Origin of the sequence: Paenibacillus castaneae (assembly GCF_002884445.1) — a bacterium.
GTDB lineage: Bacteria > Bacillota > Bacilli > Paenibacillales > Paenibacillaceae > Pristimantibacillus > Pristimantibacillus castaneae.
Genome location: NZ_KZ614144.1, coordinates 4,698,625 through 4,713,796 on the forward strand (window position 1 = coordinate 4,698,625; position 15,172 = coordinate 4,713,796).

Genomic DNA, 15,172 nt, shown 5'->3' on the forward strand with positions numbered 1-15,172 from the left:
TCCTACAAACGGCTGAACGCTTGGTCATGCGCCGCTATCGTAGCATCAATATCTTCATCCGTATGAACGGCCGAGACGAACATTCCTTCAAACTGAGAAGGAGCAATGCTTACGCCCAAATCTAGCATCGAGGCAAAATAAGCTTTAAAACGCTCCAAATCCGACGTTTTCGCTGTTTCAAAGTTAATGACATGCGTTTCCGTGAAAAACGGACATACCATTGAACCTACACGGTTAATCGTGTTTGCAATGCCGTGCTTGCGTGCATTTGCATCAAAGCCGAGCTGTAATTTGGTTGCTTGACGTTCAAGCCCTTCATACACCTCTGGCGTAAGCAGCTTCAAGGTTGTATAGCCTGCCGCCATCGCAAGCGGATTGCCTGACAGTGTGCCTGCTTGATAGATCGGGCCGCTTGGTGCAATTTGTTCCATCAGCTCTCGTTTTCCGCCATAAGCGCCGACCGGCAAGCCTCCGCCGATTACTTTGCCGAAGCAAGTCAAATCCGGCGTTACTCCGTACAATCCTTGAGCGCAGTTATAACCAACACGGAAGCCCGTCATAACCTCGTCGAAAATAAGAATGGTGCCGTATTGCATCGTAATGTCGCGCAGCCCTTGAAGAAATCCTGGCAATGGAGGCACAACACCCATGTTGCCGGCTATCGGCTCTACGATAACGCAAGCAATTTCCTCGCCGAATTTCTCGAATGCAAGCTTAACTGATTCGATATCATTATATGGCACCGTAATGGTATGCGCAGCCACATGCTCAGGAACACCGGGGCTATCAGGTAATCCAAGTGTTGCAACGCCTGAGCCTGCTTTGATGAGCAAGCTGTCTGCATGTCCATGATAGGAACCTTCGAACTTCAGAATTTTGCTGCGTTTCGTATATCCGCGGGCGAGCCGAAGCGCGCTCATCGTTGCTTCAGTACCGGAATTAACCATTCTGACAATATCGACGGAAGGGACGCGTTCGCAAACCAGCTCCGCCATTAAGGTTTCCAGCTCAGTTGGAGCGCCAAAGCTCGTTCCTTTCTCCGCTGTCCGTTTAATCGCTTCAACAACTTCAGGATGAGCATGTCCCATAATAAGCGGACCCCATGAAGCAATATAATCGATATAGCTGTTGCCATCAATATCATATATATGGCTGCCTTTTCCGTGATCCATATAGACGGGGTTCAGCCCGACAGATTTGAAAGCTCGAACAGGACTGTTCACTCCGCCTGGCATGACCTTTTTGGCTCTAGCAAATGCTTCTACTGACCGTTTGTCATTTCTAAGATTAGACTTCTCACTCATCGGTTTACTCCTCTCCTTTAAGCCAGCGGGCTGCATCCTTAGCATGGTAGGTGATGATTAGATCAGCACCGGCACGCTTCATTCCGGTCAAAGTTTCAAGCACGATTTCCCGTTCATTAATCCAGCCGTTTGCCGCTGCAGCTTTCACCATCGAGTATTCTGCACTGACGTTATAGGCGGTTACCGGTAAATTGTATTTATCCTTAAGCAGTCTAACAATGTCCAAATAGGCAAGCGCAGGCTTCACCATGAGCATGTCAGCGCCCTCTTCAATATCTGATTCTGCCTCGCGCAGCGCTTCGCGCACGTTAGCCGGATCCATTTGATACGTTTTGCGGTCACCGAATTGGGGAGCAGAATGAGCTGCGTCACGGAATGGACCGTAGTACGCTGATGAGAATTTCACTGAATAGGACATGATCGCAATATCACTAAAGCCTGCCGCATCCAAGCCTTCACGAATAGCTAGAACGAAGCCATCCATCATGTTGGAGGGTGCAATAATATCCGCGCCGGCTTCTGCCTGAGAAACAGCAGTTTGCACAAGCAGATCCAAAGACGAATCATTATCAACTTCCGCTACTCCTGTCTTCTCATGTACATGCACCACTCCGCAATGGCCGTGATCCGTAAATTGACATAAGCAGGTGTCCGCAATTACAACAAGCTCAGGTGCCCACGCCTTAACGGCTCTAATAGATTCCTGAACAATTCCATTGGCGTCATAAGCCGATGTTCCGAGTGCATCCTTATGCTCTGGAATACCGAATAAAAGAACCGATTTAATGCCAAGTGCGACTACTTCTCGTATTTCCTCTTCCAATCGGTCCATAGAAAAATGATAAACACCCGGCATAGAAGGGATCTCTTCCTTCACATTATGACCATGAGTAACAAAAATCGGATAAATCAAATCATTTTCACTCAAAATCGTTTCTCTTACCAAACTCCGAAGAGCCGATGATCGGCGCAGTCTGCGATTTCTAACGGTTGGAAATTGCATGAAAATCCCTACCTTCCTAACGATAACTAATTATTTGTGTGTTTGCTGATAATCGACGAGCGACTGAAGCAGGTCATCGAGCGTGGAGCTTTCCGGTTCAATGCTCACCGTCAAGCCTGCTTCTCTGATGGTCTGTGACGTTAAAGGGCCAATACTGGCAATGGGTATATCTGAAAGCAGCTCAACCGGGTTGGATACGCCCCTGCGTCTCAATACCTCAAGGAGGTTCGTCACGGTAGATGAGCTCGTAAATGTAATCATATGAATTTCCTTCTCACGCAGCCACTCCAGCGCCAGCTCATCCTGTTCCTCAGCCAGCACCGTTTCGTAAACATCTATATCAATAGGTATAAGTCCCTTAGCCTTGAGTTCACGCGGCAATACTTCGCGGGCCAAGTCTCCCCTTGGAAGCAGCACTCGCTCACCAGACAGCAGCTCGCTATCGAGCTTTTCAAGTAAGCCCTCCGCATGAAACTTGACCGGAAGCTCTTCTACTGTCAAGCCGCGCTGAATAAGCGCTTCTGCTGTCTTCGGACCGACTGCAGCAATTCTAGCAGCATGAAACCTTCTAATATCAATTCCGAATTTACGAAGCCAACGGAAGAAGTATTCCACCCCATTGACGCTCGTAAACATAAGCCATTGATACGACTCCGCTTCACTTAGATGCTTACGAAGCAAATCGATAGCAGTTGAATCGGAAGGCTCCTTTATCTCAATAACAGGGAACTCACAAGGCTCTCCGCCAAGCTCTTCAATCTGGCTTGCCAGCTCGCTTGCTTGTGCCCTGGCTCGAGTTATGAGCACTCGAACGCCAAAGAGCGGCTTGCGCTCATACCATTGCAGCTTCTCGCGCTGCAAGACGACTTCGCCTACAACGATAACAGCAGGCGGCTGAAAGTTCGCTTCCCGCACGATCGCCTCAATCGTTTCAAGCGTTCCGACAATCGTACGCTGCTCTACTCTTGTCCCCCAGCGAATAAGCGCTACAGGGGTGTGCGGCGGCTTGCCATGACGAATGAGCTGGTCTGCGATATAACCGATCTTGGCTACGCCCATAAGAAAGATAAGCGTCCCCGTCGCATTCGTTACTTTATCCCAGTGAATGGAGCGATCAAGCTTGTCCGGGCTTTCATGTCCGGTAATAATGGATAATGATGAAGCAAGGTCTCGGTGAGTTACAGGGATGCCTGCGTAAGCCGGTACTGCGATCGCCGACGTTATGCCCGGTACAATCTCAAATTCGATGCTGTTGTCGTACAACAGCTCCGCCTCTTCCCCAACACGTCCAAAAATCGTCGGATCGCCGCCCTTTAAGCGAGTAACCGTCTTGCCCTGCAGCGCTAAGTCCACAAGAAGCTGGTTGATCTCCTCCTGCTTCATCGTATGGCGGTCAGGAAGCTTTCCTACATAAATTCGCTCGGTTCCCGGCTTCACATGGTGCAGCAGTCTTGGGCTTGCTAATCGATCATATACGACTACATCGCATGCTTCTAAGCATTGCAGACCGCGTACCGTAATCAGCTTTGGATCGCCGGGCCCTGCACCGACCAAATATACTTTCCCCTTATCCAAGTTGTTATCCCCCAATTTCAGCAAGAATGCGGTCAGCACCGCGTGCAATCAGTGCAGCCGCAACATCGCGTCCCAGCTGCTCAGGATCTGTTCCCCGCATAACTTCCTTCAGCATAGTTGACCCGTCTGGCGAGCCGACCATTCCTGTCAAAACAAGCTGGCGCTGCTCTTGCCGCTCGCCCTCCTGCTTATCTTCAAGCACGCAGTAAGCTCCAATCGGTACCTGGCACCCGCCATTCAATGCACCTAAGAAGCTCCGCTCTGCGCGAACCGTAATTTCAGTATCCGTATCATTGAATAAGTCCAGCAATTCCCGAATCTGCTCATCATTCTCACGGCATTCAATTCCAAGCGCTCCTTGACCGACAGCTGGAAGGCATACATCGACGGAAACAGTTGACGAAATACGGTCCTGCCATCCCATCCTTGTAAGCCCTGCCGCGGCAAGCACTACTGCATCAAAGCCTTCCGTCTCGAGCTTGCGAATCCGCGAATCGATATTGCCGCGAATCGATTCCAGCTGAAGATCAGGTCTTGCATGCTTCAGCTGACAGGAGCGGCGAAGGCTGCTTGTACCTACACGCGCGCCAATGGGAAGGTCAGCCAAGCTGCTTCCTTCACGCATGACTAAACAATCTCTTGGATCGACCCGTTTAGGTATGGCACCGTTCATTAAGCCTTCCGGCAGATCAAAGGGCATATCCTTCATACTGTGAACAGCCAAATCGATAACGCCGTCTATAAGCGCCTGCTCGATTTCCTTGACGAACAAACCTTTCCCGCCTACCTTGGACAACGTAACATCGAGTATGCGGTCACCCTTGGTTACAATTTTTTTCACTTCAAACGTATAATCAAAGCCATGCTTCTCACTTATACGCTTCAGCTCATCAATTACCTGTCCGGTCTGCGTCAACGCCAATGCGCTTTGCCTAGTTCCTACCACGATTACTCGTTGTCCATTATGTACCGTTGCCATTAAAATATCCCCTATCTATACGATGCATCAGGCTTTGCAGCCATTCATCGATGTCGAAGTTTTTTCGAGTAAGCTGAACAGACTCCTCAGCCGCAAGCTTTAGAATCATTTGCCGCTCTTGCTCATCTAATACCCTTATCATTACGCGCTCACGCAATTTCCGCAAGCGAGCGGTTATTTCTTCATAGCGATGACCATACTGCTCTTCGAGCTCCAGCTTGATCTGTTTCGATAGTGCAGGACTAGCTCCGGAAGCGGTAACGGCCAGCAGCAAATCGCCTCGGCGCACAACAGAAGGAGAAATAAAGCTGCTTAATCCCGGCTCATCTGAAGCATTAACAAGTGTACCGAAACGGCAGGCATCCTCAGCAATAGCCGCATTAACTTCTCTATCATTCGTAGCCGCAAATATAAGCCACGCCTCGCGTGCGTCCGCTTCCTTATATTCGCGCCTCTCAATCCGAATTTTTCCTTGCTCCGCCAACTGTTCCAGCTTCGAAGTGAATGAAGGACTTATGACTACAAGGTCATCTGCTCCTGCCTCAAGCAAGCCAAGCAGCTTTCGCTCGGCGATGTTCCCGCCCCCAACAACCACGCATCGTTTACCGTGAAGCTGCAAGGCAACCGGGTAATAGCCATTCATTTCCTTCACCTCTTTCTATTTGGCCTTATTCGTCCTCTAATGAAAGGAAGAATAATAATTAGCTAATAAATTCAATACCAGCACTCCAAAAGAAAGCATATAGAGCTTCGCGAGCTGCAATCCCGGACGCTTCAGCATTGCTCGTTGATAAACATAAATGATGTACATAATTAAGGTAGCTGTGGAAGTAAGCACTTTCCAATCCAGCAGCAGCGCTGTGCGGCCTTCAACAAGAAGGGAAGTGACTGCGATTGCGAGAGACATGGCTAATAGGGGCACTCCGATAATGACAGCCCGATCGCCATATCGTTCAATCATATCCAGACTAGGCAGTCTGCGCATGAAATTGGACCACCGTTTTCGCTTCAATTGATTATGAAGAAATAAGTACATTCCTGCAAACAATGCCCCTATAGTAAGTGCTGCATAAGAGCATAGAGCGAGACTGATATGAATATACAATAGCTCCCGTGTCGTTTTCCAAACGACCAAAGACGCTCCATTGCCTTGATTGCTATATAAATTAAGCGCTAACACCGCAAATCCAATAATATTGACAAAAAACACGATAAAATCTATTTTGAAAAACCGGCTTATGACTAAGGATATGGTAACCATTAGCCAAGCGAAGCCCAGCCAATACTCGAATTTGGTTATGGATGTCATCTGCAAATGAGACAAGATTCGTGTTATCAAATAGCCAGTATGTAACACCCAAACAAAAATAAGCAGCCCTGTACCCATCCGTTTCGCTCTCTGACTTGCATTCATGAAGTCAGAGAAATAAAACAGTAGGCTCAGGGCGTAAATATAAAGTATTGCATCATATAACCAGTACCAGTTTTGCATCGCCATAGTTCCTCCACATTGCGGCCCTTATCTTGTAATAGGTGTTAGCACCACCGCAGCTGCATGGGATTGAACGGTTTTCTTTTGGGCTGCAACGGCAGTTTCTGTTGCCGCTTCAAGCTCTGCTTGACGCGTTTTAGCTAGCTCATCCTCCAGCGCAAACAATTTAACGAACATATTCATCGCATCGTCAGCCCGTTTCTCACCAGCCATCTCCTTGATCCGCAAAATCGGATCCTGCATCATTTGGTTCACTATGCTTTTCGTTAGCTTTCGAATGACCTTGAGCTCATGTTCTTCAAGATTAGGAAGCTTATTCGTTAAGCTGTTCATCGTTTCCTCATGCACATCCGCCGCTTTCGTTTGCAAAGCTCTAATAAGAGGAACCACGCCTAATGTCTTGTACCACTGCTCAAACAAGTCAATCTCTTCGCTAATCATGGCTTCGATCTTGGCAGCCTCCAGCCGGCGATGCTCTAGATTGCTCTCCACAATCCCCTCTAGATCATCAATATCATATAAGAATACGTTATCGACCGCAGCAATGGAAGGTTCCAAGTCACGAGGAACAGCGATGTCAATCATGAACAAAGGCTTTGCTTTGCGGCGCTGCATAGCTGCGGCAACCTGCTCGCGTTTCAGCACGTAACCATCTGAACCTGTTGAACTGATAATGATGTCTGCCTCGTGCAGCTTCTCTGCCGCCTCTTCCATCGACCACGCTTCGCCGTTAAACTTATCCGCCAGCTTGGCAGCTCGTTCATAGGTCCGATTCACCACTATAACCCGTTCAGCGCCATTTGAGTACAAGTGCTTCGCGGTCAGCTCGCTTGTTTCACCTGCGCCGATCACCATAACCGTTTTTTTATTGAATTGTCCAAAAATGCGCTTCCCGAGCTCAACCGCAGCGTAGCTGACCGAAACCGCAGACTCTCCGATGGAAGTTTCTGTATGAGCTCTCTTCGCCATGGTCAAGGCTTGCTTGAACAGCATATTGAACACGGTTCCTGTTGTTTTCTGCTGCTGTGCCAGCAAAAAGGCATTTTTAACTTGTCCCAAAATTTGTGTTTCGCCGATGACCATCGAATCAAGTCCGCTGGTGACTTGAAACAAATGATCAATCGCTTTCTCATCCTCATACATATATAAATGATTCGTAAATTGTTGTCTAGGCAGCTTGAACCATTTCTCCATAAAGCTGCGAAGGTAATGCCCGCATAAATGATGTCTATCTACAACTGCATATAGCTCCGTACGATTGCAGGTCGCTACTATGACACATTCCATTATGCTTTGTGTCTGTACGAGCTGTTTCAGCGCTTCTGGTAAATCCCGTTCGGCGAACGCAAATTGTTCTCTTACTTCTACTGGAGCCGTTCGATAATTCAAACCTACTGAAATAATGTGCATGCGCGGTCACCTGCCTCCTTTTCTAGTATGTTTCTGCTACTTTGTCAACGATAAGTATAGCATAGTTCGACATTCAGATAATGTTCATTTATGAATAATGTTTGAAAAATACATACTCATTATTCCCCATTTAAGCAAAGAAATAACCATGGATAACATCCATGGTTACTTCACTATGACGAATTCAATTTAAAGCTCTTAAACGAGCTCGGTTTGTTTCATTTTTGGCTCTTCTACTTGCAATTCGCCCATTCCGCGTACAAGCTTCTTCGCATAAGTTGCTTTTGGCTTCAGCACAGCGAGCATGTAATCGATCGCAAGCTGAGGATCAACAGTTTCACCGCAGGTATAACAGTCTAGTGCGGCAAAGCCTCTCTCTGGATACGTATGAATCGAGAGGTGACTCTCCGACAACAGCACGAGCACAGTTGCGCCTTGAGGATCGAATTGTTTCGCTTGAACCGACATTACGGTAGCACCACATGCCTCAGCAGCCTCTACCATGTGTGATTGCAAAAATTCAGCGCTGTTCAGTAGATCAAAGTCTACACCCCAAGTATCAACAGCAACGTGTCTTCCGAAAGTTGAGTATTCCATCTTTCGGTTCCCCCTTCCTAGGAATAAAATGTTTGAAAAATTTCATCCGCTAGGACCTACGTCATTCACTTCTCGAGGGATAAATCTCTCGCAACATAACTATGTCCTGAGTGAATCCTGGTTCCTATTATTGTTTTCATGAATCATGTCAACGAGAATAAAAATAACATCTATCCGAGATAAATGCAATAGTTTTTTTGAAATATAAGTAAACATAAGCCTCTTTCTTTATTTTTGCTTACTTTACAGACATTTCAGCTGCTGCCCCGTTCTCAATGTATGACAAATAAGCTTATCCCGTCACAGTCCATCCTCTTATCCTGCCATATTATTTTTTGCATCCTGAGGGCTGAATACCGAAATGTGATCGACCTTGCCGCTCGATTGCGGAATGATAAATTTCAATTCATACGTATCGTTAACTTTGTACGTATAGATGTCATCCTTGCCGTTAACCGATTCTTCGTCTGCTTTACCAAGCGCAGACTTAATATCCTTCAATGTAATTTTGTGAAGCTTGCTTGAATACGATCTGACATCAAAAACCTTCATCCCTTTGTTGTAGCCAAAAGTAATGCCTTTATTTTTATATTCGGCATAGATGCCTTTGCCGGCAGCCTCATTCGTATCAGCCTTGCCCCATTTTTTCTCAATTTCATCAAAAAGCGCTACAGATGCGGCATAACTGCAATCTGGCACCTTACCTTCTTTAGCTAGTTCAAATAGGGAACCGACCGTTAATCCCACATCAGAGGGCTTGTCGGTTTGCTTATCATCCGTATTCGTTGCAGGCTCGTTAGTAGGCGCTGCGGTTGGTTGTGCTGAGGGTTCTACGCTAGGCTCTGTCACAGGCGCATCCGTAATGACAGGCGGGGTTCCTGTGATATCCGCATCATTATTACTGCCGCTGCATGCTGTTAAAGATAAGGAAAGGGCGAAAGAGATCCCTACAGCAAATTGTTTGAATCGTTTGGTTTGGTTCATTGAGCAACACTCCTGTTCTTTTTCTAAGATGTCTCTTCTGAGGCTCCTACATATACTACTTAGTCATTAACTTCTTAAAGCTTAAATATGTTGCAGTAATAAAAAAGATTGAACAAAAAAAGAGAAGCCGCAGCAGCAGCTTCTCGATTACAATATTTCTTCATTTAGGCTTCTAGAACAAACAGTTTATGTGTTAAATTCGCTAAGCGCTCATCAATTATTCTAATTTCCTCACCCGTTCTCGCTTGGTTGCGAAGGTCAAGAAGTTCGTTAACTGCACTGTTGATCAGACCGATCTCTCGTTCAATCAGTCGACTGCGGAACACACGCTCCAGCTGGCCCAGCGTATCCTTAAATTCAAATACGACACGGTCGCCTGTTTTGGAGCTTTCAACAATTTTCAGAACGGAGCCGTTCTTATAATGATAGATCATCGTATAATGACTGTAAATTCGGTTGACGATCGCGTTGCCTCGGAAAGCAGAAACGGCTTTGCGCATTGCATTGGTCAGCCTTGGCCCAACAATACGGCAAGAAAGTTCACATACATAATAAGCTTGTTGACGTTCAAAGGTCAGTCGGACTTCTTCCCTCCCTGCTACATCTTCGAGAACGAGCTCCTGGTTTCCATTGTCTAGCACTAATACTTGAAGGCGCAATTGCTGCTCTTCAATTAGTCGGATAAACTCAGCCATCTCTTCATTCGTCAATTGCAGTTTGGCATTTACATACTCTGTGGCTAGCCGCTTAGCCATAAAAATCTCCTCAATTCTTTGAACTTGCACGCTTAGGTTTAAGATAACCGCGAAACGTTGAGATGAAACGAATAAAGAAACATCTCTTTACGTTTTGCTTAAGTATATTATACGTGATCTGAACATTTTATTCCTGTCGTCCGTTCCCGATATTCTCGCATATTCCACAAAATAACGGAGGAATTCACGAGGAAAGCCGACTTTTTCACTGTATCCTCTGCTTTATATAAGAACTTACAGCACTTGCTACCTTATGTAGCAATCGCTTCCGAAATGACAGACCAAAGCTCTTCACGGCCCATACCGGTTTCGGATGAGAATAATACGATGGAATCACGCGGATCGGCTTCAAGCGTTGTTTTAATCATCTTGATGTGTTTGTCCCATTTGGACCTCGGAATTTTATCCGCTTTCGTCATTACAATGCAGGTCGGGATCTCATAATGCTTCAGCCACTTATACATGAGCTGATCCTGCTGTGAAGGCTCATGCCGAATGTCAATAACGAGCAGCTGCAGCTTCAAAGGCTCACGATCGCGAATATATCGCTCAATCATTTCGCCGAACTGCTCGCGCTGCGTCTTCGATACTTTCGCATAGCCGTAGCCCGGAAAATCAACGAAGTATACGATATCATTCACTCGATAATAATTAAGCTGCTGCGTCTTGCCTGGCTGCGAGCTTGTTCTAGCTAGGTTTTTGCGTAAAATCATTTTATTAATTAACGATGATTTCCCGACATTCGAACGCCCTGCCAGAGCTATTTCTGGCAAGGCGTCTTCTGGATATTGGTGAGGCTTTACAGCGCTGATGACAAATTCTGCTTGTGTTATTTTCATAAAATCGATGTACCTGCCTTCTTCTACGTTTGAACGGGAAGCAGCGCATACTGAAGCACTTCATCCATATGACCAACCGGAATAAATTGCATATCATTGCGTACGCTGTCGGGGATATCACTTAAATCCCGTTCATTGTCCTTCGGCAACAGCACCGTCCTGATGCCTGCGCGATGCGCCGCTAACGATTTTTCCTTCAAACCGCCAATCGGCAGCACACGCCCTCTTAGTGTTATTTCACCCGTCATCGCTACTTCCTTGTTCACATAACGATTGGTCAGAGCAGAAATAAGTGCTGTTGCCATTGTGATGCCTGCGGATGGCCCATCCTTCGGAATGGCGCCTTCCGGGATATGAATATGAATATCGTTCTTCTCATGAAAGCTAGGATCAAGGCCTAATGCAACTGCTTTCGACCGTGTATAGCTGAAAGCCGCTTGTGCAGATTCCTTCATAACGTCGCCCAGCTTACCCGTTAGTGTAAGCTTACCACTTCCCGGCATGACAGTCACCTCTATAACGAGCGTATCTCCGCCCACCTCTGTCCACGCAAGGCCGGTAACGGCCCCAATCTGGTTCTCGCTTTCCGCAAGACCGTAACGGAATTTGGAAGGCCCAAGCCATTCTTTAAGCAGCTCGCCATGAACCTCAAGCGGTTCCGGAGCCTCCTGCTGCTCTTGTGCGACGAAGTGCTTAGCTGCCTTACGGCATACTGCAGCAATCTGCTGCTCTAAATTACGAACACCTGATTCACGGGTATACTCCCGTATAAGCTTAAGCAGCACCTCTTCGGATACTTGAAGCTGCTCCTCCGTTAGACCGTGCTCCCTCTTCTGCTTCGGAAGCAAATAGCGAGTGCCGATTTGCAGCTTTTCGAGCTCCGTATAGCCAGGAATATACAATACCTCCATCCGATCAAGCAAAGGACGGGGAATGTTATGCATGGTATTAGCAGTCGTTACGAACATGACATTCGATAAATCGAAAGGCAATTCAACAAAATGATCGCTAAACGTATTATTCTGTTCCGGATCAAGCACCTCTAGCAATGCCGAAGCTGGATCTCCGCGGAAATCCATTGCCATTTTGTCTATTTCATCGAGCAAAAATACTGGATTCGATGAGCCTGCCGTCTTCATGCCCTGAATAATTCTTCCTGGCATAGCTCCTACATAAGTGCGGCGGTGGCCTCTTATTTCAGCCTCATCTCGTACTCCGCCGAGCGATACTCGAACGAACTTGCGTCCAAGGGATTTCGCAATCGAACGAGCAAGCGATGTTTTACCGACCCCAGGCGGACCAACCAAGCATAGGATAGGTCCCTTCAGCTTCTTGACGAGCTGCTGAACGGCTAAATACTCAAGCACCCGTTCCTTAGGCTTCTCAAGTCCGTAATGATCCTCATCCAGAATGGCTTCTGCTTTGCTCAAGCTTAGATCATCTTCGGTTTGTTTGTTCCACGGCAATGAAAGCAGCCAATCAATATAATTGCGGATGACGCCGCCTTCTGCGGAGCTTGAAGGCATTTTCTCCAGGCGATCGATTTCCTTCTCAATCTTCTCTTTCACCTGTTCAGGCACGTTCGAATCAGCAAGCTGGCTTCTCAGCTCCTCTACTTCTCCGGCACGGCCTTCCTTCTCGCCTAGCTCCTTCTGAATCGCCTTCATCTGCTCACGCAAATAATATTCCTTTTGGGTTTTCTCCATTTGCTTCTTCACACGCTGCGTAATCTTACGCTCAAGCTCCAGCACTTCACGCTCATTATTCAAAATATCGAGCAGCTTCTCTAAGCGTTCCCGGGCATCAACTGTTTCAAGAATGTCTTGCTTATCCTTGATTTTGAGCGACAAATGGCTTGTAATCACGTCGGCGAGCCTGCCTGGATCATCAATATCAGAAACCGCAGCATGCGTCTCAGGCGTAACCTTCTTCGATAATGTAATATAATGCTCGAATTGATTAAGCACTGTTCGCATGAGCGCATCTACTTCGGGATCATCCGTATCCTGCTCAGGCAGTTCTTTTACATTTACTTCATAAAACTCATCATTTGGCAAATAACTCAAAATTTCCGCTCGAACGACACCCTCCACTAACACTCGAATGGTCCCGTTCGGCAGTTTCAGCATTTGTCTCACTTTCGCAATTGTACCGACTTTATATATATCGTCTACCGTCGGCTCCTCAATGTTCACTTCGGACTGTGAACAAAGCAATATCATATGATCTTCGACCATCGAGCGTTCTAGCGCTCGAACCGATTTGTCCCTACCCACATCAAGGTGAAGCACCATGCTGGGATAAACGAGTAGCCCTCTTAGCGGAAGCAAGGGCAGCCGACGACCTTTCGTTTTACTAGGTCCCACACCAGCACCTCCAAATATTTACGTCTACCCTAGTTTATCATTCTACAGATTCAGCCTGCAAATACGGAACGCTTGATGCGATAAAAAGATCTGCACCAAGCGGTGCATTCAAGCGGCTTGGAGCCACATCTGCGCCCGGAAACACATAGCTGAATACCTCTTCAACATGCTCCACAGGAATAACCTTAAGCCCCTCCAGATCAGCGAATATAGCTTGCCAGTTTTCTCTCGGAATAATAACCTGCGTTGCTCCTGCTTGAAATGCAGCTTCAACTTTAGCTAATACGCCTCCGACCGGCTTCACATTGCCATGTATGCCAACCTCGCCGGTCATAGCCAGCTTATTATCGATCGGTATTCCTTTAATGGCAGATGTAATCGCCGTTGCCATCGCTATTCCCGCTGACGGACCGTCAATTGGCGTACCGCCCGGAAAATTAATGTGCAGATCGAAATCCTGCGGATTAAGACCGATTCGGCGAAGCACTGTAAGCACATTTTCCACTGAGCCCTTAGCCATGCTCTTTCTTCTGAGCGTCCGTGAACCGCCGCCCAGCTCCTCTTCATCAACAACGCCTGTTATCGTAAACTGACCTCGCCCAGCTTCCGCAGGAATAGCACTTACTTCTATTTCAAGCAGCGTTCCCATGTTCGGACCATAAACGGCAAGACCATTCACAAAGCCGATTTGAGGCATTTCCGGTATTTTACGATCCGGCCGCGGCGGAATTTGACTGCTGTTAACGACCCATTCGATATCACCTGCCGCAATGCTGTCCCGTTTCTCCGAAAGTGCCACACCTGCTGCAAGCTGAATGACATTAACGGCTTCACGGCCGTTTGTCGCATAGCGCTTCACCACATCTATCGCTTCAGGACAAGGAGCAAATCCGATTTTTTTGACAGCATTTTCTGCTACCAATCCAATCTCATCAGCTAGCAGTGGACGGAAAAATACCTCCATGCAGCGCGAGCGTATTGCGGGCGGTATCTCCTGCGGTGATCGCGTGGTTGCGCCCACAAGCCGGAAATCAGCAGGCAGACCATTTTGAAAAATATCATGAATATACACGGGGATGTTCGAATCCTCCGAATTGTAATAGGCGCTCTCCAGAAATACTTTACGATCCTCGAGCACCTTTAACAATTTATTCATTTGTATCGGATGCAATTCACCAATCTCATCAATAAACAATATGCCGCCATGCGCTTTCGTAACGGCGCCCGGCTTAGGCTGTGGAATTCCAGCTACTCCCATCGCTCCAGCACCCTGATAGATCGGATCATGCACAGAACCGATTAATGGATCGGCTATGCCGCGTTCGTCAAAGCGTGCAGTGGTCGCATCAATCTCTGTAAACTTTGCCTCCGGCAGAAATGGTGATGAGGGGTTTTTCTTTGCTTCCTCTAGAACGACGCGAGCTGCTGCTGTCTTCCCTACGCCCGGAGGACCATATATAATGACATGCTGCGGATTAGCACTGCATAACGCTGCCTTGAGCGCACGCAGACCATCGCGTTGTCCTACGATATCCCCCATCGCTTGAGGTCTAGTCTTCTCGGAGAGCGGTTTCGTAAGCGATATGCTTCTCAGCTTACGCAGCTTATCCATCTCTTTGCGCGATTCTCGATCAACCGCAGAACGGTTCGTCTTCTGATTGCGCAGCAAATTCCAGAAATACAGGCCAATTACAACAGCAAAAAACACTTGAATCAACATTAAGAAAACACTCAAACTCATGATATACCGCTCCTTTCAAGCGCAAACTATCCGTCATTTAGCATACGTATATGATAGTATTGCCTCTAGGAACTGGTAATAACCGCATCTAATGTTATTCTTTTTTACAAAAATACCCTTATCCATG

At 47.1% G+C, this 15,172-nt stretch carries 13 protein-coding genes; all 13 read right to left on the reverse strand.

The window, feature by feature from the left end:
• Window positions 1-2 precede the first annotated feature (2 nt).
• Window positions 3-1,304 carry a glutamate-1-semialdehyde 2,1-aminomutase gene (hemL, locus tag CEF13_RS21090; RefSeq protein WP_102713697.1) on the reverse strand — a complete coding sequence of 434 codons (1,302 nt, stop codon included), beginning with the start codon at window positions 1,302-1,304 and terminating at the stop codon, window positions 3-5.
• Between the two features lie 4 nt (window positions 1,305-1,308).
• Entirely contained in the window at window positions 1,309-2,307 is a 999-nt protein-coding gene (hemB, locus tag CEF13_RS21095) for a porphobilinogen synthase (protein WP_102713699.1), read from the reverse strand.
• Between the two features lie 30 nt (window positions 2,308-2,337).
• Entirely contained in the window at window positions 2,338-3,882 is a 1,545-nt protein-coding gene (cobA, locus tag CEF13_RS21100) for a uroporphyrinogen-III C-methyltransferase (protein WP_102713701.1), read from the reverse strand.
• Between the two features lie 4 nt (window positions 3,883-3,886).
• Window positions 3,887-4,861 carry a hydroxymethylbilane synthase gene (gene hemC / locus CEF13_RS21105; RefSeq protein WP_102713703.1) on the reverse strand — a complete coding sequence of 325 codons (975 nt, stop codon included), beginning with the start codon at window positions 4,859-4,861 and terminating at the stop codon, window positions 3,887-3,889.
• Window positions 4,845-5,504 carry a precorrin-2 dehydrogenase/sirohydrochlorin ferrochelatase family protein gene (locus tag CEF13_RS21110; RefSeq protein ID WP_102713705.1) on the reverse strand — a complete coding sequence of 220 codons (660 nt, stop codon included), beginning with the start codon at window positions 5,502-5,504 and terminating at the stop codon, window positions 4,845-4,847. Before CEF13_RS21110 ends, hemC begins: the two co-directional genes overlap by 17 nt.
• 36 nt (window positions 5,505-5,540) lie before the next feature.
• Window positions 5,541-6,353, reverse strand: coding sequence for a cytochrome C assembly family protein (locus tag CEF13_RS21115; RefSeq protein ID WP_102713707.1), 813 nt, complete (start codon window positions 6,351-6,353; stop codon window positions 5,541-5,543).
• Window positions 6,354-6,380: 27 nt separating this feature from the next.
• Window positions 6,381-7,763 (reverse strand): glutamyl-tRNA reductase, encoded by a 1,383-nt coding sequence (gene hemA, locus CEF13_RS21120; protein ID WP_102713709.1) that lies wholly within the window; start codon window positions 7,761-7,763, stop codon window positions 6,381-6,383.
• Window positions 7,764-7,961: 198 nt separating this feature from the next.
• Window positions 7,962-8,360, reverse strand: a complete 399-nt coding sequence (speD, locus tag CEF13_RS21125; RefSeq protein WP_076339082.1) for an adenosylmethionine decarboxylase — start codon at window positions 8,358-8,360, stop codon at window positions 7,962-7,964.
• Window positions 8,361-8,675: 315 nt separating this feature from the next.
• On the reverse strand, window positions 8,676-9,344 hold the full coding sequence (locus CEF13_RS21130; protein ID WP_102713711.1) for a DUF4309 domain-containing protein: 669 nt from the start codon (window positions 9,342-9,344) through the stop codon (window positions 8,676-8,678).
• A gap of 164 nt (window positions 9,345-9,508) precedes the next feature.
• On the reverse strand, window positions 9,509-10,099 hold the full coding sequence (locus tag CEF13_RS21135; protein WP_102713713.1) for a non-ribosomal peptide synthetase module: 591 nt from the start codon (window positions 10,097-10,099) through the stop codon (window positions 9,509-9,511).
• A gap of 251 nt (window positions 10,100-10,350) precedes the next feature.
• Window positions 10,351-10,938 (reverse strand): ribosome biogenesis GTP-binding protein YihA/YsxC, encoded by a 588-nt coding sequence (gene yihA / locus CEF13_RS21140; protein WP_102713715.1) that lies wholly within the window; start codon window positions 10,936-10,938, stop codon window positions 10,351-10,353.
• Window positions 10,939-10,961: 23 nt separating this feature from the next.
• A complete protein-coding gene (gene lon, locus CEF13_RS21145) occupies window positions 10,962-13,304 on the reverse strand; it encodes an endopeptidase La (protein WP_102713717.1) in 2,343 nt (780 codons plus the stop codon).
• A 37-nt stretch (window positions 13,305-13,341) separates the two neighbouring features.
• Complete coding sequence (gene lonB, locus CEF13_RS21150) at window positions 13,342-15,045, reverse strand: ATP-dependent protease LonB (RefSeq protein ID WP_102713719.1); 1,704 nt, start codon at window positions 15,043-15,045, stop codon at window positions 13,342-13,344.
• Between the last annotated feature and the right edge of the window lie 127 nt (window positions 15,046-15,172).